General features: G+C 67.3%; 15 protein-coding genes. 4 read left to right on the forward strand and 11 right to left on the reverse strand.

Translation table 11 applies throughout. The features are described from left to right. Positions 1–24: 24 nt before the first annotated feature. The 3 genes from CG50_RS06490 to cobS all read right to left on the reverse strand — a co-directional run bounded on the left by CG50_RS06490 (position 25) and on the right by cobS (position 4,860). On the reverse strand, positions 25–1,833 hold the full coding sequence (locus CG50_RS06490; protein ID WP_036636273.1) for an aminopeptidase P family protein: 1,809 nt from the start codon (positions 1,831–1,833) through the stop codon (positions 25–27). Next, entirely contained in the window at positions 1,833–3,716 is a 1,884-nt protein-coding gene (gene cobT / locus CG50_RS06495; protein ID WP_036636274.1) for a cobaltochelatase subunit CobT, read from the reverse strand. The genes CG50_RS06490 and cobT overlap by 1 nt, the downstream gene beginning before the upstream one ends. A gap of 169 nt (positions 3,717–3,885) precedes the next feature. Next, positions 3,886–4,860 (reverse strand): cobaltochelatase subunit CobS, encoded by a 975-nt coding sequence (gene cobS / locus CG50_RS06500; RefSeq protein ID WP_394297132.1) that lies wholly within the window; start codon positions 4,858–4,860, stop codon positions 3,886–3,888. 157 nt (positions 4,861–5,017) lie between these two features. On the opposite strand from cobS, the gene CG50_RS06505 reads away from it, so the two are divergent. After that, positions 5,018–5,983 carry a DUF808 domain-containing protein gene (locus CG50_RS06505; protein ID WP_036636276.1) on the forward strand — a complete coding sequence of 322 codons (966 nt, stop codon included), beginning with the start codon at positions 5,018–5,020 and terminating at the stop codon, positions 5,981–5,983. Between the two features lie 157 nt (positions 5,984–6,140). Here the strand turns inward: CG50_RS06505 and CG50_RS06510 are convergent, their stop codons facing one another. The 6 genes from CG50_RS06510 to pyrC all read right to left on the reverse strand — a co-directional run bounded on the left by CG50_RS06510 (position 6,141) and on the right by pyrC (position 12,792). After that, the gene (locus CG50_RS06510) at positions 6,141–6,767 is read right to left on the reverse strand and encodes a J domain-containing protein (RefSeq protein ID WP_036636277.1); all 627 of its coding nucleotides are present in this window, start codon (positions 6,765–6,767) and stop codon (positions 6,141–6,143) included. Positions 6,768–7,093: 326 nt separating this feature from the next. Further along, complete coding sequence (locus CG50_RS06515) at positions 7,094–7,486, reverse strand: DUF4177 domain-containing protein (protein ID WP_036636278.1); 393 nt, start codon at positions 7,484–7,486, stop codon at positions 7,094–7,096. Between the two features lie 169 nt (positions 7,487–7,655). Beyond that, the gene (gene gatB / locus CG50_RS06520) at positions 7,656–9,170 is read right to left on the reverse strand and encodes an Asp-tRNA(Asn)/Glu-tRNA(Gln) amidotransferase subunit GatB (RefSeq protein ID WP_036636279.1); all 1,515 of its coding nucleotides are present in this window, start codon (positions 9,168–9,170) and stop codon (positions 7,656–7,658) included. A gap of 267 nt (positions 9,171–9,437) precedes the next feature. Then, positions 9,438–10,934: a replicative DNA helicase gene (locus tag CG50_RS06525; RefSeq protein WP_036636280.1), complete on the reverse strand. Its 1,497-nt coding sequence runs from the start codon at positions 10,932–10,934 to the stop codon at positions 9,438–9,440. Between the two features lie 136 nt (positions 10,935–11,070). Then, complete coding sequence (locus CG50_RS06530) at positions 11,071–11,748, reverse strand: orotate phosphoribosyltransferase (RefSeq protein ID WP_036636281.1); 678 nt, start codon at positions 11,746–11,748, stop codon at positions 11,071–11,073. 3 nt (positions 11,749–11,751) lie between these two features. Beyond that, positions 11,752–12,792: a dihydroorotase gene (pyrC, locus tag CG50_RS06535; RefSeq protein WP_036636282.1), complete on the reverse strand. Its 1,041-nt coding sequence runs from the start codon at positions 12,790–12,792 to the stop codon at positions 11,752–11,754. A gap of 213 nt (positions 12,793–13,005) precedes the next feature. Between pyrC and CG50_RS06540 the strand changes: the two genes are divergently transcribed. After that, positions 13,006–13,326, forward strand: coding sequence for a hypothetical protein (locus CG50_RS06540; RefSeq protein WP_036636283.1), 321 nt, complete (start codon positions 13,006–13,008; stop codon positions 13,324–13,326). 178 nt (positions 13,327–13,504) lie between these two features. Here CG50_RS06540 and CG50_RS06545 read toward each other — a convergent pair whose 3' ends face one another. Beyond that, positions 13,505–13,969 carry an Lrp/AsnC family transcriptional regulator gene (locus tag CG50_RS06545; RefSeq protein ID WP_036636284.1) on the reverse strand — a complete coding sequence of 155 codons (465 nt, stop codon included), beginning with the start codon at positions 13,967–13,969 and terminating at the stop codon, positions 13,505–13,507. Between the two features lie 117 nt (positions 13,970–14,086). Here CG50_RS06545 and putA point away from each other — a divergent pair, with 117 nt between their 5' ends. Then, positions 14,087–17,515 carry a bifunctional proline dehydrogenase/L-glutamate gamma-semialdehyde dehydrogenase PutA gene (putA, locus tag CG50_RS06550; protein ID WP_036636355.1) on the forward strand — a complete coding sequence of 1,143 codons (3,429 nt, stop codon included), beginning with the start codon at positions 14,087–14,089 and terminating at the stop codon, positions 17,513–17,515. A gap of 60 nt (positions 17,516–17,575) precedes the next feature. Here putA and CG50_RS06555 read toward each other — a convergent pair whose 3' ends face one another. Further along, on the reverse strand, positions 17,576–18,217 hold the full coding sequence (locus CG50_RS06555) for a TetR/AcrR family transcriptional regulator (RefSeq protein ID WP_036636285.1): 642 nt from the start codon (positions 18,215–18,217) through the stop codon (positions 17,576–17,578). 166 nt (positions 18,218–18,383) lie between these two features. Here CG50_RS06555 and CG50_RS06560 point away from each other — a divergent pair, with 166 nt between their 5' ends. Further along, entirely contained in the window at positions 18,384–20,423 is a 2,040-nt protein-coding gene (locus CG50_RS06560) for an NADH:flavin oxidoreductase (RefSeq protein WP_036636286.1), read from the forward strand. Positions 20,424–20,490: the final 67 nt, after the last annotated feature.

Here is a 20,490-nt window from a genome sequence, read left to right on the forward strand (position 1 = left end):
CGCAAGCGCGGGCGCTGAAAAGGGTCAGATCGGGGCACAGGCGGAGCGCAGCCAGTCGAGCGTTGCGGGCGTGACGAGCGGCCCGATGCGGGTGAGCACCTCGGCGTGGTAGCGGTTCAGCCAGTCGCGTTCGGCGGGCGTGAACAGCGTGACGTCGATCAGCCGCGTATCGAAGGGCACCCAGGTCAGGTTGCGGAAGCCGAGCCAGCGCCGCGCCGGATCGCCGCCCGCGACGGGGGCGGGTTCCTCGACCAGCAGAAGGTTTTCGCAGCGGATGCCGAAAGCGCCCTCGCGGTAATAGCCCGGCTCGTCCGACAGGATCATCCCGGCCTGAAGCGGGATCGTGGACACGCGCGAGATCCGCTGCGGCCCCTCGTGGACCGAGAGCGCGACCCCGACGCCATGCCCGGTGCCGTGGTCGTAATCGAGCCCGGCCTGCCACAGCGCATTGCGCGCCAGAACGTCGATGTCGCGCCCCGACAACCCGACGGGCCAGCGCGCCAGCGCGATCGCGATCATGCCCTTCATCACCAGGGTGAAGGGGGTGACCGCCTCGGCGGGGACCGGGCCCACGGCGACGGTGCGGGTGATGTCGGTGGTGCCGTCGGGATATTGCGCACCGGAATCGACGAGCAGCAGCTCGCCCGAGCGCACCGGGCGGTCGGTCTTCTCGGTGACGCGGTAATGCACGATGGCGCCGTCGGCCCCCGCGCCGCAGATCGTGTCGAAGCTGATGTCGAGCAGCAGGTTCGTGGCGCGGCGGAAGTCTTCGAGCGCCTTGACCACGTCGATTTCGCTCAGCCCGCCCTTCGGCGCCTCGCGCTCGACCCAGGCGAGGAATTCGGCCATCGCCGCGCCGTCGCGCAGATGCGCCGCCTCCATGCCGGCGATCTCGGCCGGGTTCTTGATCGCCTTGGGCAGGATGCAGGGATCGTGACCGGCAACGGTCGCGATCTTCGCGGCCTCCAGCGCGTGCCAGACGGCCACGGGCGCGCTCTCGGGGTCGACCAGCACCGGCGCGGCAAGGCCCGAGAGCGCCTCGGCGAAACTGTCGAGCGGCATCAGCGTGACCGCATCGCCAAGTGCGGCGCGCACCTCGGCCGGCACCTTGCCGGGCTCGATGAACAGCACGGCGCGGCCATCGGCGTGCAGCACGGCGAAGCTCTGCACCACCGGATTGCACGCCACGTCAGAGCCGCGGATGTTCAAAAGCCACGAGATCGAGTCGGGCAGTGTCAGCACCACCGCGGCGGCGCCTGCGGCGGCGACGGCCGCGCCGATCCGGGCGCGTTTGGCCGCCGCCGTCTCGCCGGCATATTCGTCGGGCTGGATGCGGATCGGGGTGTCAGGGCGCGCGGGCCGGTCGGTCCAGATCGCATCGACGAGGTTCGGCGCGGCGATCAGCTCGATCCCGGTTCCGGCGAGCTCGGCGCGCAGCGCCTCGATCCGCGCGCGGGTGTGCAGCCAGGGATCGAAGCCGACGCGGCCGCCCTCGGGCAGCGCGTCGCGCAGCCAGTCGGAGGGGCGGGTCTCGGGCCAGGGGACGGGGGTGTAGACGGCAAGGTCGACCTCGGCCTTGACCTGCACGCGGTAGCGGCCGTCGATGAACACCCCGGCGCGGTCGGCCGCTGCGATGCAGAACCCGGCCGAGCCGGTGAAGCCCGTCAGCCAGGACAGTCGCGCGTCCGAGGCGGCGACATATTCGCCCTGCCAGGCATCGGCGCGCGGCACCACGAAGGCCGAAAGCCCCGCGTCGGTCATGGCATCTCGCAGGGCCGCCAGCCGCGGCGCCCCGGTTTCGGGCGAGGTCTTCGCCGAAAAATTCTGAAACATCAGTTTCTTGTCCCTGTCTTTCCAAGGGCGCGGGCGCGGGCGCGCGGATCCGCGTCGAACAATGCGGCCAGCTGCTCGGTCATCGCGCCGGCGAGCTGTTCGACATCGGTGATGGTCACGGCACGCTGGTAATAGCGCGTCACGTCATGGCCGATGCCGATCGCCAGAAGCTCGACCGCGCGGCGCTTCTCGATCATCGCGATCACGTCGCGCAGATGCTTTTCGAGGAACACCGCCGGGTTGACCGACAACGTGCTGTCATCGACCGGCGCGCCGTCCGAGATCACCATCAGCACCTTGCGCGATTCCGGCCGCCCCGCCATCCGCCGATGCGCCCATTCCAGCGCCTCGCCGTCGATGTTCTCTTTCAGCAGGCCTTCCTTCATCATCAGCCCGAGGTTCGCGCGCACCCGCCGCCAGGGCGCGTCGGCGCTCTTGTAAACGATGTGGCGCAGATCGTTCAGCCGGCCGGGCAGGGCCGGGCGCCCCGCCGCGACCCACTTCTCGCGCGACTGGCCGCCCTTCCACGCCCGGGTGGTGAAGCCCAGAATCTCGACCTTGACCGAGCAGCGTTCGAGCGTGCGCGCCAGCACATCGGCGCAGATCGCCGCGATGGAGATCGGCCGGCCGCGCATCGAGCCCGAATTGTCCAGAAGCAGCGTCACCACGGTGTCGCGGAACTCGGTGTCCTTCTCGGTCTTGAAGCTCAGGGGCAGGGTCGGGTTCGTCACCACGCGGGCGAGCTTGCCGGCGTCGAGCGTGCCTTCTTCGAGATCGAATTCCCAGGCGCGGTTCTGCTGCGCCTGCAAGCGGCGCTGCAACTTGTTCGCCAGACGCGACACCGCCCCCTTCAGCGGTTCGAGCTGCTGATCGAGGTAGGCGCGCAGCCGTTCGAGCTCGGCCGGCTCCGCCAGATCCTCGGCGCGGATTTCCTCGTCGAACTCTGTGGTGAAGACCTTGTAATTCGGATCGGCCGCCGAGGCGGGCGGCGGCGAGGGGGGCTCGGGCGGGGTGTCCTGATCGGGGGCCTCGATCTCGTCGCCCATGTCGCTGTCATCGACATCCTCGGACTGCGCCGTCGCCTGCTTCTGGTCGGGCTGCTGGTCTTGCTGGCTTTCGGCGGCGGCGTCGCTCTCGTCCTGTTCCTCGTCCTGCTCTTCGCCGGACTGGTCTTGGTCCTGATCGTCCTCGGTCTCGTCGTCGTCCGCGGCGGCATCGTCGTCCATGTTGTCGTCAGGATCGTCGCCAAGCTGATCGCCATAGCCCAGATCCGAGATCACCCGCCGCGCGAGTTTCGCGAAGGCCGTCTGATCGGCGAGCAGATCGTTGACATGCTCGAAGGACTCGCTTGCGGTCTCCTCGAGAAACGGCCGCCACAGATCGAGGACATGCTCGGCCGCGGGCGGCAGCTTCCGCCCGGTCGCCATCTCGCGCACCATATAGGCGGCGGCGACCGGCAGCGGCGCTTCGGACTGCGCGCGCATATGGGCATAGCCGCGCCGTTCCGCCTCGGAGGCGATCTTGGCGTCGATATTGGTCAGCGTGCCGGGCATCTCGCGCGCGCCGAGCGCCTCGCAGCGCGCGGTTTCCATCGCGTCATAAAGCGCCTGCGCCATCTCGCCCGAGGGGTTGTAGCGCGACCCGACACCCGCATCGTGGAACTTGTGGCGCAGTGCCAGCGCATCGGCGGTGCCGCGCGCGAGCATCACCTCGTCGCGCGTCATGCGCCGGCTGACCTGCGGCAGGCGCATCTGATCGCCTGACACTCCCGAGGGATCGACCGAATAGGTCACCGTCATGTCCGGCGCATCGGCGAGCGTCTTGGTGGCCTCGGCCAGGGCCTTCTTGAACGGATCTGCGGGGTTGTCTGCAGGCTTGGTCATGGCTTTGGTAAATCACCGCTGAAACGTTGCGACAAGGGTCCGGACGGGCCGGGCCTGGCGGGATGCGCGCTGATCGCGGCCGGGGGCCGAAGCCCCGTGCCGCCTGCTGTCCCTGCCGTGCCTGAGACGCGCGCGGCACCCCGAAGACGCCGCGGGCAGGGGCAGGGTCTTACTTCATCGCCAGCGTGGCGGCGGATTCGGGCAGTTCCTCGTCGAAGAGGCGCTGATAGAATTCGGCCACGGTCGAGCGCTCCAGCTCATCGCATTTGTTGAGGAAGGTCAGCCGGAAGGCATAGCCCACGTTGCGGAAGATCTCGGCGTTCTGCGCCCAGGCGATCACCGTGCGCGGGCTCATCACCGTCGAGAGATCGCCATTCATGAAGGCGGTCCGGGTCAGGTTCGCCACATGCACCATCGAGGAGATGGTCTTGCGGCCCTTCTCGGTGTTGTAGTTCGGCACCTTCGACAGCACGATCGCCGCCTCGGCATCGTGGCTGAGGTAGTTCAGCGTGGCGACCAGCGACCAACGGTCCATCTGGCCCTGGTTGATCTGCTGCGTGCCGTGGTAAAGGCCCGTGGTGTCGCCCAGGCCCACGGTGTTCGCGGTGGCGAACAGGCGGAAATACGGGTTCGGGCTGATCACCTCGTTCTGGTCGAGCAGCGTCAGCTTGCCCTCGGCTTCCAGAACGCGCTGGATCACGAACATCACATCGGCGCGGCCGGCATCGTATTCGTCGAAGATGATCGCGGCCGGGTTGCGCAGCGCCCAGGGCAGGATGCCTTCCTGGAACACCGTGACCTGCTTGCCGTCGACCAGCTTGATCGCGTCCTTGCCGATCAGGTCGATGCGGCTGACGTGGCTGTCGAGGTTCACGCGCACCGTGGGCCAGTTCAGCCGCGCGGCGACCTGTTCGATATGGGTCGACTTGCCGGTGCCGTGATAACCCTGGATCATCACCCGGCGGTTGTAGGCAAAGCCCGCCAGGATCGCCATCGTGGTGTCGGGATCGAACTTGTAGGTCGGATCGAGGTCCGGCACCCGCTGGGTGCGCTCGGCGAAACCCTTGACCTTCATGTCGGTATCGACGCCGAAGACTTCGCGGACGTCGATCTCCTCGGTCGGTTTGGCATTGATTTCGAGCATCGTCTCGGACATCTGCGGAGCCTTCCTGTCACCCTTGCGCCTGTCGCGCTTTCGCTCAGAGTTGTGGAACATATCGCGCCCCTCCGCAAGGGCCGCGCCGGGTCTTGCGCCCGCGTTCGGCGTCCTTACATTGCACCTGACTGTATCGGAGGCAGACATGAGCGGCTTGCTGGCCCTACTCGACGACGTCGCGGGAATCGCGAAGATTGCGGCGGCTTCGGTCGACGATGTGGCCGGGCAGGCGGCGCAGGCCGGGGCCAAGGCTGCGGGCGCGGTGATCGACGACGCGGCGGTGACACCGAAATACGTCCACGGCTTCGCCGCCGCCCGCGAGCTGCCGATCGTGGGCAAGATCGCGCTCGGCTCGATCCGCAACAAGCTGGTGTTTCTGCTACCCTTGGCGCTGATCCTGTCGTCCTTCGCGCCCTGGGCGATCACGCCGCTTCTGATGCTGGGCGGCGCCTATCTGTGCTACGAGGGCGCCGAGAAGATCCTCGGGGCGCTCTTCCCCCATCACGGCACCGAGGCCGAGGACGCCGCCGAAGGCTCGCCCGAGGAACTCGAAGCCGACAAGGTCTCGGGTGCGGTGAAGACCGATTTCATCCTCTCGGCCGAGATCATGACCATCGCGCTCGCCTCGCTGACCGCGGGCCAGCCGGTCTGGCTGGAGGCGCTGGTGCTCGCCCTCGTCGGCATCGGCATCACTGTCGCGGTCTATGGCGGTGTGGCGCTGATCGTGAAGATGGACGATGTCGGGCTCTGGATCGCGCGCAACGCCAGACTTTCAGCGACGCGCGCTTTCGGGCGCGCGATCGTGCGCTTCATGCCCTGGTTCATGAGCGCACTGATGGTCGTGGGCACCGCGGCGATGCTTTGGGTGGGGGGTAACATCGTGCTTCACGGGGCTGCGGCCACCGTCTGGGCCGCCCCCTACGAGGCGATCCATCACCTCGCCGAGACGCTGACCGCTTCGGCCCCCGCCGCCGCGCGCGAGGCGCTGTCCTGGGCAGTCACCGCGCTGTGCGACGGACTGTTCGGGGTGATCCTCGGCACGCTGCTGATCCCGGTCGCGACCCGCCTGATCAATCCGCTGATCGCGCTTTTCCGCCGCCGCACCGCCTGAGGCGACGACAGGAGCAGACACGAAGAAGGGGCGGGCATCGCGTGCCGCCCCTTTTCTTTCATCTTTCCGAAAATATCCCGGGGGAGTCCGGCCCCGGGCCGGACGGGGGCAGAGCCCCCTTGCGACGGCCGGCTCGAAAACTCCCCTTCCGCTCGCCTCACTTGAAGTTGCGGCTTTCCTTGATCTGATCCCAGGCCCAGACCACCTCCTGCAGCATTTCTTCCTGCGAGCGGTCGCCGCCGTTCATGTCCGGATGCAGCACCTTGATCAGCGCCTTGTATTGCGCGCGGATCTCGGTCTTCGACATGGTTTCGCGCGCATCGAGGATCTCCAGTGCCTTCCGCTCGGTCGGCGGCAGCTTGCGCCCGATGGTGGTGCGGCCGGGGTTCTGCGTCGCGTTGTCTCCAAGCATCTCATGCGGGTCGGTGATGCCATGGCGCGCCCAGCCCATTTCCTCGCGCGATTTGCCCATCGGACGGGTGGGGCGCTCCCACACCGTCGCATTGTCGAGGAAGCGCTGGAATTCCTCCTCGGACTGGCCCTGAAAATAGTTCCAGTTCAGATTGTATTCGCGCACGTGGTCTTTGCAGAACCAGAAATAGTCGTCGAGCACCTTGGGGCTTTTCGGCGCCCGGTACTTGCCTGGCTGATCGCAGCCTTCATGATCGCACGTCCGGGTCGAGGTCTCGAATGCCCCCGACATGCCGCGCCTGCCTTTGGTGCGCCGCTTCTTGTCGGCCGCAGCCGAGATGTTGAAGCTGAAAGGATCGCCACCGGTGGTCATTGCTGCCTCTTGCCTGTCTTTCTTGGGTCTGCGCCGTCAGCCGTCCCTTCGGGAAGGGGGCGGTCGGTGCGCCGACTCGGGGGGGGCAGTTTAGGGAATTCGACGCGAGTTGGAAGGGGGAGGGACGCGGGCGCGGCGCGATGGTGCTCGCACGCCCTTCACCCCCGTTCCGGTGTTCGTCTTCTCCGGTTCGACCGGCCCGCCGGGCGAACCCGTCCGAAGCCGGGCGCGCCCGGATCCCGCGCCCGAGGCGGTGCAGCTGCGAGGGGGGGCGATACGCTCGCTCCCTGTGCGCGCTTCGCGTGTCTTCCCCCCCCGCGAGGGTCTCAGGCCTCGTCCTCTTCCGCCGGGCCAAGGCGCGGTGCGCGCCCCTCGGGGGCGAAGGCCGACAGGATCCGCTCGCGTCGCTCCGCCGGGGTATCGCCAGCCGGTGCCGCCTGGGCACTGCCCGTGCCGTTGCCAAGCGTCAGCGGTGCCGCGCGTCCCCCGACGGGGCGGCGGAACACCAGAAGATTGTGATAGACCGTGGTTTTCGAGGTCAGCCCGCTGCGTTCCTCCGCGGGCAGGGTCTCGGCGCGGCAGTATTCCCAGCCGCCCGCCGCCATCTCGTTCATCGCGCTCTCGAGAGCATGGGCGAAGCGCTCCGCCCCGGTTTTCAGACCGCGTTCCTTCTCGCCCTTCACCGGCGCGGGAACGACCTTGTATTCGTATGACTGCATCTCATGCCCCTTTTGGCCCGCGCTTCTAGACCTTCTGCATCCCGGGTCAAGAAACGATGACGCGAGCTGCCTGAAATCCCCGATCCGACCGGAGATCCGTCCGGCCGGGCGCCGCTTTCATGAAAAAGGCGCCCTGCAAGGGCGCCTCCCGTGTTCCGCTCCCGCACCCTTACAGGCCGAGCTTCTCCGCAACGATCTTGTTCACAGCCGCCGGGTTCGCCTTGCCGCCCGAGGCCTTCATCACCTGACCGACGAACCAGCCGATCAGCTTCGGGTTGGCGCGGGCCTTCTCGACCTCGGAGGGGCTCTTGGCGATGATCTCGTCGACCACCTTCTCGATCGCGCCGGTGTCGGTGACCTGCTTCATGCCGCGGGCCTCGACGATCTCGGCCGGTTCGCCGCCTTCGGTGAAGACGATCTCGAACAGATCCTTGGCGATCTTGCCCGAGATGTCGCCCTTCCTGATCAGCGCGATGATCGCGCCGAGCTGCGCCGGGCTGACCGGGCAGGCGTCGAATTCGGTGCCGTCCTTCTTCAGCCGGCCGAACAGGTCGTTGATGACCCAGTTCGCCGCCTGCTTGCCGTCGCCGCAGGCCGCGACCACCGCCTCGAAGTAATCGGCGTGCTCCAGCTCCGCCGTCAGCACCGAGGCATCGTAATCCGACAGCCCCAGCTCCTCGATGAAGCGCCGCTTCTTGGCGTCGGGAAGTTCCGGCATATTCGCCGCGATCTCGTCGACCCAACCCTGCTCGATCTCGAGCGGCAGCAGGTCCGGGCAGGGGAAGTAGCGGTAATCGTGCGCCTCTTCCTTCGAGCGCATCGAGCGCGTCTCGTTCTTGTCGGGATCGTAGAGCCGGGTCTCCTGATCGACGCTGCCGCCGTCTTCGAGGATGGCGATCTGACGACGTGCCTCGTAGTCGATGGCGGCCTGAATGAACCGCATGGAGTTCATGTTCTTCAGCTCGCAGCGCGTGCCGAGATGGCTGAAATCCTGGGTTTCCTGATATTTCTCATACTGGCCGGGCTTGCACACCGAGACGTTGACGTCGCAGCGCAGGTTGCCGTTCTGCATGTTGCCGTCGCAGGTGCCGAGATAGCGCAGGATCTGGCGCAGCTTGACCACATAGGCCGCCGCTTCCTCGGGGCCGCGGATGTCCGGGCGCGAGACGATTTCCATCAGCGCGACGCCGGTGCGGTTGAGATCGACGAAGGACATCGTCGGATCCATGTCATGGATCGACTTGCCGGCATCCTGTTCGAGGTGGATGCGCTCGATGCGCACGCGCCGCTCGATGCCCGGCTCCATTTCGACGATGACCTCGCCCTCGCCGACGATCGGGTGATAGAGCTGGCTGATCTGATAGCCCTGCGGCAGGTCCGGATAGAAATAGTTCTTCCGGTCGAAGGCCGAGCGCAGGTTGATCGCGGCCTTGAGCCCGAGGCCCGAGCGCACCGCCTGCGCGATGCAATATTCGTTGATCACCGGCAGCATCCCCGGCATCGCCGCGTCGACGAAGGCGACGTGCGAGTTCGGTTCCGCGCCGAAGCCGGTCGAGGCGCCGGAGAACAGCTTGGCGTTCGAGCTGACCTGCGCGTGGATTTCCATCCCGATCACCAGTTCCCAGTCGCCTTTCGCGCCTGCGATGACCTTGGGTTCGGGGGCTTTGGTGCTGAGATCGAGCATGTCCGCGTCTTCCGTTTCAGATCCTTGCCGATCTTCTAGGCCAGCAGGCGGGCCGGGGCAAGTTCCGAAGCCCGATGCCTGAATCGGCGGAGATCTCTCGTCCCCGCGGTCGAGGGGGCTCTGCCCCCGCCCTTCGGGCCCCCCGGGATATTTGTGGAAAGCCGAAAGAGAAAGCGTGACTCCCTGTCTTTCGGCTTTCCACAAATATCCCGGGGGTGAATTGGCCGCAGGCCAAGAGGGGGCAGCGCCCCCTTCTTCCGGGCGGGATCAGAACCCGTCGGCGCCCTCGCCCTGCCACTGCCGGGCCAGGTCCGAGAACCGGGTGAAGCGGCTCTCGAAGGCGACCTCGACGGTGCCGATCGGGCCGTGGCGCTGCTTGCCGAGGATGATCTCGGCCTTGCCGTGCACGCGTTCGGCCTTCTGCATCCATTCGGCGAAGCGCGGATCGTCCTCCGGCGGTTTCATGCGTTCGTGGTAATACTCGTCGCGATAGACGAACATCACCACGTCGGCGTCCTGCTCGATCGAGCCCGATTCGCGCAGGTCCGACAGTTGCGGGCGCTTGTCGTCACGGCTTTCGACCTGTCGCGACAGCTGCGACAGTGCGACGACGGGGATGTTCAGCTCTTTCGCGATGGCCTTCAGCCCCATCGAGATCTCGGCGATTTCCTGCACGCGGTTGTCGTTGCGTGTCGAGCCGCGCAGCAGTTGCAGGTAGTCGACGAAGACCACATCGAGCCCGTGGGTGCGTTTCAGCCGCCGGCAGCGCGCCGCGACCTGGCTGATCGGCAGGGCGGGCGTGTCGTCGATGTAAAGCGGGCAGGTTTCGAGCGCCTTCGCCGCCTCGACGAAGCGGCGGAACTCGCCCTCGCTCATGTCGCCGCGCCGGATCTGTTCCGAGGGCACTTCGGAGGCCTCCGACAGCACGCGCGCGGCGAGCTGCTCGGCCGACATTTCGAGCGAGAAGAACCCGACGACGCCGCCGTCGACCGCCCCCTCGCTGCCGTCCGAACGCTGACCGCGTCGGTAGGCCTTGGCGATGTTGAACGCGATGTTGGTGGCAAGCGAGGTCTTGCCCATCGACGGACGCCCGGCGAGGATCAGCAGGTCCGACGGATGCAGCCCGCCGAGCTTCTTGTCGAGATCGCTGAGCCCGGTGGAGACGCCCGCGAGCCCGCCTTCGCGCTGATAGGCGGCATTGGCGGAATGCACCGCCTCGGTCACCGCTTTCAGGAAGCTGACGAAGCCCTTCTCGGCGGTGCCGGTCTCGGCGAGCTTGTAAAGCGCGCCTTCGGTATTCACGATCAGCTGTTCGGGCTCGATGCCGACATCGACCTTCTTGGCCGAATCCGACAGGTCCTTGCCCAGCCGGATCAGCTCGCGCCTGAGCGCCAGATCGCGGATCATCTGGGCATAGTCGCGCGCCGCATAGGCCGAGATCGCCGCCCCGGCGAGACGCGCCAGATAAGCCGCGCCGCCGAGCGCCTGAAGCCCCGCATCTTCCTCCAGATAGGCCTTCAGCGTCACCGGCGAGGCGAGCGCGTTCTTCTGGATCCGGGCGATCGCGGTCTCGTAGATCGTGCGGTGCACCGGCTCGAAGAAATGCTCGGGCTTCACCACCTGCGCGATGCGGTCATAAATGTCGTTGTTGGTCAGGATCGCGCCCAGAAGCTGTTGTTCCGCCTCGATATTATGGGGAAGAACTTCTTCCGCCGGCACGGCCGGACTGGCCTGATCGTCCCGGATTGACGTGGTCTCGTTCATCGCTGCCTCTTGTGCCATCCGTCGAGGATAGCCGATCTCGGGGGGCTTGTCGCGCCTTGCCGCATGAGCGAGCGGCGCGGACGACGACGGGCGGGGCTCCGCCGGAACCCCGCCCGTCCGTTGCCGGTCTGCGGCGTTACTTCTTGTGCGCTTCCTGCCACTCGCGCGGCGCGTTCAGGAAGGCCTCGACGGCATCGCAGGTCTTCGCATCGAAGGCGTTCTGCGCGCGGGCCTCGGCCAGCATGTCATGCCAGGTGCACAGATGGTGCAACTTGATGTCATGGGCGGCGAGGTTTTCCTCGGTCCCGGCAAAGATGTCGTAATAGAAGATCACCGCGGTGTGCTGGCAGATCGCGCCGGTCTCGCGGATCGCTTCGACGAAGCTCAGCTTCGAGCCGCCGTCGGTGGTCAGATCCTCGACCAGCAGGACGCGCTGTCCCTCGGTCATCGCGCCCTCGATGCGGGCGTTGCGGCCGTAGCCCTTCGGCTTCTTGCGGACGTAGGTCATCGGCAGCGCCAGACGCTCGGCGACCATCGCGGCGAAGGGGATGCCCGCGGTCTCGCCGCCGGCGATGTTGTCGAAGGCCTCGAAACCCGCTTCGCGCATCACGGTGACGGCGAGGAAATCCATCAGCGTCGAGCGGATGCGCGGGAAGGAAATCAGCTTGCGGCAGTCGATGTAGGTCGGCGAGGGCAGGCCCGAGGCGAGGGTGAACGGCGTCTCGGCGTTGAAATGCACCGCCTTGATTTCCAGGAACATCCGCGCCGTCAGGCGGGCGATCTCTTCCTTGGTGGGGTAGGAGCTGGGGATCATGGGTCAGCCTTTCACTTTCCAGAATACCGGGAAACCGGGATCGAACAGGGTCACGGGGCCGGCGCCGGTGACGATCTGGGCGGGCCAGAGCGTGGGGGTGTCGGTCTTGACAAGGGTCAGGGTGCCCGGGTTCACCGGCAGGCGGTAGAACGCCGGCCCGTTGAGCGAGGCGAAGGCCGCCAGCCGGTCGAGCCGGCCCTCGGCCTCGAACACATGGGCCAGAAGCGGCATGGTGTTGGTCGCGGTGAAGCAGCCGGCGCAGCCGCAGGCGCATTCCTTCTTGTCGGTGGGATGCGGCGCCGAGTCGGTGCCGAGGAAGAAATGCCGATCCCCCGAGACCGCCGCGGCGACCAGCGCCAGACGATGGCTTTCGCGCTTCGCCACCGGCAGGCAGTAGTAATGCGGCTTGATCCCGCCGACGAGGATATGGTTGCGGTTGATGATCAGGTGATGGGTGGTGATCGTCGCCCCCATGTCATCGCCCTGCGCGCGGACGTAATCGACGCCGTCCTTGGTGGTGATGTGTTCCATCACCACGCGCAGGCCCGGCGTCGCGCGCCGCACCGGATCGAGGACGCGCTCGATGAACACCGCCTCGCGGTCGAAGATGTCGACGGCCGGGTCGGTCACTTCGCCATGCACGCACAGGGGCAGGCCGATCTCGGCCATGCGTTCGAGAACCGGGCGCACCTTGTCGAAATCGCGCACGCCCGAGGCCGAATTGGTCGTCGCGCCGGCCGGATAAAGTTTCACCGCCTTCACCAGCCCCGAGGCATGGGCGGCCGCGACGTCGTCGGGGTCGGTGTCCTCGGTCAGGTAAAGCGTCATCAGCGGCTCGAACGCGGCCCCTTCGGGCAGGGCGCGCAGGATGCGTTCGCGGTAGGCGGCGGCATCCGCTCCGGTGACCACGGGGGGCACCAGATTGGGCATGATGATGGCGCGGGCGAAATCGCGCGCGCTTTCGGGCAGGACACCTTCAAGCATCGCGCCGTCGCGCAGATGCAGGTGCCAGTCGTCGGGGCGGGGGATGCTGATCTCGGTCATGGGTTTCGCCTACACCGGCTCGGGCGCCGAATCCAGCATTTCGCGCCCTGCCGCCTTGTCCTGCCGCGCCGGGTTGCAGCCCATGCAAGGCTGACCGGCGATGCCGCGGCTGTGAGGGAGAGAGCGGGAACGGGGGATTGCTGCCGCCCGGGCTTTTGGGCACTGTAGCGCGATGCACGCCTCGCGGAAGAGGCAGTTGAACGGAGAGCACAGATGAAGCGCCATTTCCTCGCACCGGGCATCGCCACCGTTTCGGCGGTGCTGATCCTGTCGGGCTGCAGCGATCCTGGCTTTCGCGGCGTGAACGGCGTGAAGATCGCCAGCGCGAACGAGGTCGCCTCGTGCCGCATGATCGAGACCATCGACGTCAAGCCCGGCGTTTACGGCCCGGTCCTGGGCGGGCAGGGGCTGAAATACTCCCGCAACAAGGCCCTCGACATGGCCGGAAAGGACGGGGCGAATACCGTGGTGTTCTCGGACGACATCGCCGGCACCGAGGTCACCAACATCACCGCCCGCGCTTACGCCTGCTGAACCGGGGGCGTCGCCTCTCTTTCATCTTTCCGAAAATATCCCGGGGGTGAGGGCCGCAGGCCCGAGGGGGCAGAGCCCCCTCACTTTTCTTTTTCGCGGGGCAGAGCCCCCTCCCTTTTCTTTCTATTCGCGGGGCAGGGTCGCCCTCTCTTGACTGCCGGCAGGGCAGGCTGGCCGCTCAGACGCTGATCCAGTTCTGTTCGACCACCGCCTCCATCGCGACATAGCTCGATGTCGCATGGACATGCGGCAGCGCCGAGATTTTCTCGCCCATGATCCGCCGGTAATCCGCCATGTCATGCGAGCGCACCTTCAGCAGATAATCGAACCCGCCCGCGATCATGTAGCATTCCTCGACCTCGGGGATCAGCCGCACCGCCTGATTGAACTGGGTCAGCGCCTTCTCGCGGGTGTCGGACAGCCGCACCTCCAGATAGGTCACATGGGTCATCCCCATCTTCAGCGGCGACAGGATGGCCCGGTAGCCGGTGATCAGCCCCATCTCCTCCATCTGGCGGATCCGCGCCGCGACCGGGGTCTTCGACAGCCCCACCTTGCGCGCGAGTTCGGTCACCGGAATCCGGGCATTCGCCACCAGTTCGTTCAGGATCTTCAGATCGGTCGCGTCGAGCGCCTGGGTCATGTCGGAATTCCGCCCGCAAAATGGTCTTTCGGACTGCAAGATAGGACAACAATGGACACATCGTCCATCCGTCGCGGCGTATCTTCGGGAAAACCACCCGGAGTTTTGCCGATGTCCATGACCTCGCCCGCCCAGACCGCCACATATCCCGGCCCCGATTTCGCCCGTCTCGAGGGCAATGAGGTCAAATATGCCGACGAACACGCACTGCTCGCGCGTCTCGTCGCCGATGCCGCGATCGCGCCCGAGATGCGCAAGAAGATCTCGGGCCGCGCCGCGGCGCTGGTCACCCGGATCCGCGCCGAATCGAAGCCCACGCTGATGGAGCATTTCCTCGCCGAATACGGGCTGTCGACGCGCGAGGGCGTGGCGCTGATGTGCCTGGCCGAAGCCATGCTGCGCGTCCCCGACCGCGAGACCATCGACGCGCTGATCGAGGACAAGATCGTCCCGGCCGAATGGGGCAAGCATCTGGGGACGGCGGCGTCCTCGATGGTGAATGCCTCGACCTGGGCCCTGATGCTGACGGGCAAGGTGCTCGACGACGGGCAGGAAGGGGTCGCGGGCACGCTGCGCGGCATGGTCAAACGTCTGGGCGAGCCGGTGATCCGCGCCGCGGTCGGGCGCGCGATGAAGGAGATGGGGCGCCAGTTCGTTCTGGGCCAGACCATCGAGCAGGCACTCGAAAACGCCCGCGAGCGCGAGGCGATCGGCTTCACCTACAGCTATGACATGCTGGGCGAGGCCGCGATGACCGAGGCCGACGCCGCCCGCTATGCCGACGATTACGAACGCGCCATCGCTGCCATCGGCAAGGCCGCGACGCGCGGGTCCGTCACCGCTAATCCGGGGATCTCGATCAAGCTCTCGGCGCTGCATCCGCGCTACGAGGTGACGAACGAGAAACGCGTTCTGGCCGAGCTGGTTCCGGTGGTCAGCAAACTCGCCCGCATGGCGCGCGCGGCGGGTATCGGAATGCACGTCGACGCCGAGGAGCAGGCCCGCCTGACGCTGTCGTTCAAGGTGATCGACGCGGTGATGGCGGACCCGGCGCTGAACGGCTGGGACGGGTTCGGCATCGTCGTGCAGGCCTATGGCAAGCGCGCCGGCCTCGCCATCGACACGCTTTACGAGATGGCGGTGAAGCACGACCAGAAGATCAACATCCGTCTGGTCAAGGGTGCCTATTGGGACACCGAGATGAAGCTCTCGCAAATCGAGGGCGCGCCGGGCTTCCCGCTTTACACCGCCAAGACCCGCACCGATGTCAGCTACGCCTGCCTCGCGAAGAAGCTGTTTTCGATGGGCGACCGGGTTTATCCGCAGTTCGCCGGCCATAACGCGCATACCGTCTCGACCATCCTCGAACTCGCCGAGGGCCGCCCGTTCGAGTTCCAGCGCCTGCATGGCATGGGCGAGCGTCTGCACGACATCGTGCTGAAGGAAACCAACGGCCGCTGCCGCATCTATGCCCCCGTCGGTGCGCATCGCGACCTTCTGGCCTATCTGGTGCGGCGTCTGCTTGAAAACGGCGCGAACTCGTCCTTCGTGCATCAGCTGGTCGACGAGGACATCACGCCCGAATCCATCGCCCGCGACCCGTTCGAGGCGCTGGCCACCGCGAAGGCGCCCTCGGGTCTGAAACTGCCCTCCGAGCTGTATGAGCCCAACCGCAAGACCGCACTCGGCTTCGATCTGTCGGACGAGAAGGTGCTCGCGGGGCTCGAAGCCGCGCGCGCCGTCGCGATCCCGGATGCAGCGCCGCTGACCCTGCGCCCCGCGACCGGGCCGTCCTGTGCCGCACTCGACCCGGCGACGGGCGAGACCATCGCTCAGGTCACCACGGCCGATGCCGCAACCGTCGCCCGCGCCATCGAGGACGCCCGCACCTGGGACGCGCCCGCGGCCGAGCGCGCCGCCGTGCTGCGCCGCGCGGCTGACCTTTACGAAGCGAATTACGGCCTGATCTTCGCCACCCTCGCCCGCGAGGCCGGCAAGACCATCGGCGACGCCATCGGCGAGCTGCGCGAGGCGTGCGATTTCCTGCGTTACTATGCCTCGGAAGGCGAGAAGGCGGCTTTCGCGCCGCGCGGCACCATCGCCGCGATCAGCCCGTGGAACTTCCCGCTGGCGATCTTCACCGGCCAGGTCTCGGCCGCGCTGATGGCGGGCAATGCGGTTCTCGCGAAGCCGGCCGAGCAGACGCCGATCACCGCCGCCATCGCGGTGCGGCTGCTTCATGAGGCGGGCGTTCCCGCCCAGGTGCTGCAACTGCTGCCCGGCGCGGGCGAGATCGTCGGTGCGGCGATAACCTCGGACGCGCGGATCAAGGGCGTGGTGTTCACCGGCTCGACCGAGACGGCGCAGATCATCGACCGCAGCATGGCCGAGAACCTCGACCCGGGCACGCCGCTGATCGCGGAAACCGGCGGTCTGAACGCGATGATCGTCGATTCGACCGCGCTGCCCGAGCAGGCGGTGCGCGACATCGTGGCGTCTGCCTTCCGCTCGGCCGGTCAGCGCTGCTCGGCGCTGCGCTGTCTTTACGTGCAGGAGGACATCGCGCCGCATCTGATCGAGATGATCTCGGGCGCGATGGATCTGCTGGCGATCGGCAATCCGTTCGACGTGCTGACCGATGTCGGCCCGGTGATCGACGCCGAGGCGCAATCGGGCATCGAAGCCTATCTCGACGCGCACAAGGACCGGATCATCCACCGTGCCAAGGCGCCCGCGAGCGGCCATTTCGTCGCTCCGGTGATGCTGCGCGTGACGGGGATCGAGGAGCTGGACCGCGAAGTCTTCGGCCCGGTGCTGCATGTCGCGACCTTCCGCACCACCGATCTGCCGAAGGTGGTGGCGGCGATCAACGCCAAAGGCTACGGGCTGACCTTCGGTCTGCACACCCGCATCGACGCCCGCGTGCAGGAGATTTCCAGCACCATTCGCGTCGGCAACATCTACGTCAACCGCAACCAGATCGGCGCGGTCGTCGGCAGCCAGCCGTTCGGCGGCGAGGGGCTGTCGGGCACCGGCCCGAAGGCGGGCGGCCCGCTCTACCTGCCGCGCTTCGCCCGTCCGGCGGAGGTGCCGGTGGTCGACGCGCCGGCAGGGCGCGGCGATCTGGCGGCCGTTGCGCGCGATCTGGCGGGAGCGACCGAGACGGTTCTGTCCGAGCGCCTGATGCCCGGCCCGACCGGCGAGATGAACCGGCTGACCGATCTGACCCGCGCGCCGCTGCTGTGCCTCGGCCCCGGTGCCGAGGCCGCGAAGGCGCAGGCGGCGAAGGTGCGCGCCCTCGGCGGTCTGGCGGTGGAGGCGGCGCTCGCACCCGAGGATCTGGCCGGCCTTCAGGGCTTCTCGGCGGCGATCTGGTGGGGCGAGGCCCGGACCGGGCGCGCCTATGCGAAGGTTCTCGCGGCGCGTCCCGGCCCGATCTTGCCGCTGATCACCTCGGCGCCCGATCTCGCCCATGTCGCGCATGAGCGTCACCTGTGCGTCGACACCACCGCGGCGGGCGGCAACGCGGCGCTGCTCGCGGGCTGAGCCTTCGGGCAGGCAGGCAAAAGGGGCGGCGCCGTGCCGCCCCTTCGTTATTTCAAGGCGTCAGTCCTTTGCCGGCCGGTAGCCGAGCCTTGCGTGGAACCGGGCCAGCTCGCGCGCGCTCGGCTCTGCCCGGCCGCCGTAGATGCGCACATAATGCGGGATGCGCGCCATGCGGGTGGCGAGGCTTTCGCGCTCCTGCATCGAGATATAGCCGATCTGCACCATGTAGATCGCCCGCGCGCGGGTGTCGGCATCCTCGGGCGCGTGGCCCCAGCGGCCGAGCATCGCGGCAAGTGCTGCGAGGCGGCGGGCATCCTCGGCCCGCAGTCGCTCAAGCATCGCCGCATCGCCGAGCGCCCAGCCCCGCACCGCGAATTCCAGCCGGTCGTCGAACCCCTCGGGGTCGAGGAAACAGCCGATGACGTTGAGCAGCGCCTCGGCCTCGGTCTCGGCGTAAGCGTCGGTCGCGGCGATCAGCGGGGCGGAGGTGCGCTCGATCCAGCGCCGGGCGAGTGCCGCCAGCAGATCCTCGCGGTCTTTGAAATGCCAGTAGAAGCTCGTTCGCGCGAGGCGGAGCCTGGTCGCGAGCGGCAGGATCTTCACCGCCTCGATCCCGCCCGAGATCAGCGCGTCATAAGCCGCCTGAAGCCAGATTTCGGGCGAGCCGCGCCAGCCGGAGGGGGGATCGGATTTGTCGCTCATCCCTCGTTGCTAGCCGCCGGGGCAGGGATGCGCAATGAAAACGGTCAGTCCTGTCGGGAAAACGTGCAAGCTGGCAAATGGAATGTCCAGTGAAGAACCTTTTCTTGACACATGTGAACATTCCGGCCGAGGCTGAGATATTCCGATCCGCAGAAGGCCGTTTCCCATGTCGAGCGATCCGCTTCTCCAGCCGTTCCAGCTGCGCCATCTGACGCTGCGCAACCGCATCCTGCTGACCAGCCACGAGCCCGCCTATACCGAGGACGGGATGCCCAAAAGCCGCTACCGCGCCTATCACGCCGAGCGCGCCCGCGCGGGCGTCGCGCTGACCATGACGGCGGGATCGGCGGCGGTGTCGCGCGACAGCCCGCCCGCCTTCGGCAATGTCCTCGCCTGGAAGGACGAGGTGGTGGGCTGGATGCGCGAGCTGACCGACGAGTGCCACGAGGCCGGCGCCGCGGTGATGATCCAGCTGACCCATCTCGGGCGGCGCACCCGCTGGGACCGGGGCGACTGGCTGCCGATGCTGGCGCCGACCCACGCGCACGAGCCCGCCCATCGCGCCTTTCCGAAGCTGATGGAGGACTGGGACATCGCGCGGATCATCGCGGATTTCGCCGATGCGGCCGAGCGGATGAAGGCCGCGGGCCTCGACGGGATCGAGCTGGAGGCTTACGGCCATCTGATCGACCAGTTCTGGGTGCCGGGGCTGAATGCGCTTGCCGCGCCCTGGGGCGGCAGTCTCGACGACCGGCTGCGTTTCACCTTCGAGGTGCTGCGCGCGATCCGCGCGCGCGTGGGGGCGGAATTCATCGTGGGCATGCGCTTCACCGGCGATCAGATGGACAAGGCCGGGCTGAGCCGCGAGGAGGGGGGCGAGATCACCCGTCGTCTCGGGGCGAGCGGCCTGATCGACTTCCAGAACGTGATCCGCGGTCATATCGACACCGACGCGGCGCTGACCGACGTGATTCCGGTGCAGGGCATGGCCTCGGCGCCGCATCTCGATTACGCGGGCGAGATGCGGGCAGAGACCGGCCTGCCGACCTTCCATGCCGCGCGCATCCCCGACATCGCGACGGCGCGCCATGCCATCGCCTCGGGCAAGCTCGACATGGTCGGGATGACACGGGCGCATCTGGCGGACCCGCTGCTGGTGAAGAAGCTGACCGAGGGGCGCGAGGATGACATCCGCCCCTGTGTCGGGGCGAATTACTGCCTCGACCGGATCTATCAGGGCGGCATGGCGCTGTGCCTGCACAACCCGGCCTCGGGGCGCGAGGAAACCATGCCGCAGGAGATCGCGCGCGCCGAGGCGCCGCCGCGCCGCGTGACGGTGGTGGGCGCGGGCCCCGGAGGCTTGGAGGCCGCGCGTGTCGCCGCGGCGCGCGGCCATGCGGTGACGGTTCTCGAGGCCGCCGACCGCGCGGGCGGTCAGGTGCGGCTCACTGCGCTGCAACCGCGCCGGCGTGAGATGATCTCGATCATCGACTGGCGCATGGCGCAATGCGAGGCGGCGGGGGTGCGCTTTCGCTTCAACACCTATGCCGAGGCAGACACCGTGCTGGAGACCCGCCCCGACGTGGTGATCGTGGCGACCGGCGGTCTGCCGCATGTCGATGTGCTCTCCGAGGGCAACGATCTGGCGGTGTCGAGCTGGGACATCCTGTCGGGCGACGTCAAACCCGGCCGGAACGTGCTGATTTTCGACGATGCAGGCGATCATGCGGCGCTGCAGGCGGCGGATGTGATCTCGGAATCCGGCGCGACGGTGGAGATCGTGACCCCGGACCGGACCTTCGCGCCCGAGATCATGGGAATGAACCTCGTGCCTTACATGCGCCGGTTGCAGGGGCGGCAGACCACCTTCACCGTGACCTGGCGGCTGGTGGGGCTGTCGCGCGCGGGCAACGGGCTGCGGGCGGTTCTGGGCAGCGATTACGGCGATGCGGTGCAGGAGCGGCTGGTCGATCAGGTGGTGATCAACCACGGGACGCGGCCGCTCGACGAGCTGTATTTCGAGCTGAAGCCGCTGTCGTCGAACCTGGGCGAAGTGGATTACGAGGCGCTGATCGGCGGGCGGGTGCAGGCACTGGTTCGCAATCCTGCGGGCGCGTTCCAGCTGTTTCGCATCGGCGATGCGGTGTCCTCGCGCAATACCCATGCGGCGATCTATGACGCGTTGCGGCTGGCGAAGGACCTGTGACGGCTGGCGGGGAGGGGCTCTGCCCCTCTTCGCGGCGGGGCCGCGAATTCACCCCGGGATATTTTGG

The sequence above is a fragment of the Paenirhodobacter enshiensis genome (assembly GCF_000740785.1).
Classification (GTDB): domain Bacteria; phylum Pseudomonadota; class Alphaproteobacteria; order Rhodobacterales; family Rhodobacteraceae; genus Rhodobacter; species Rhodobacter enshiensis.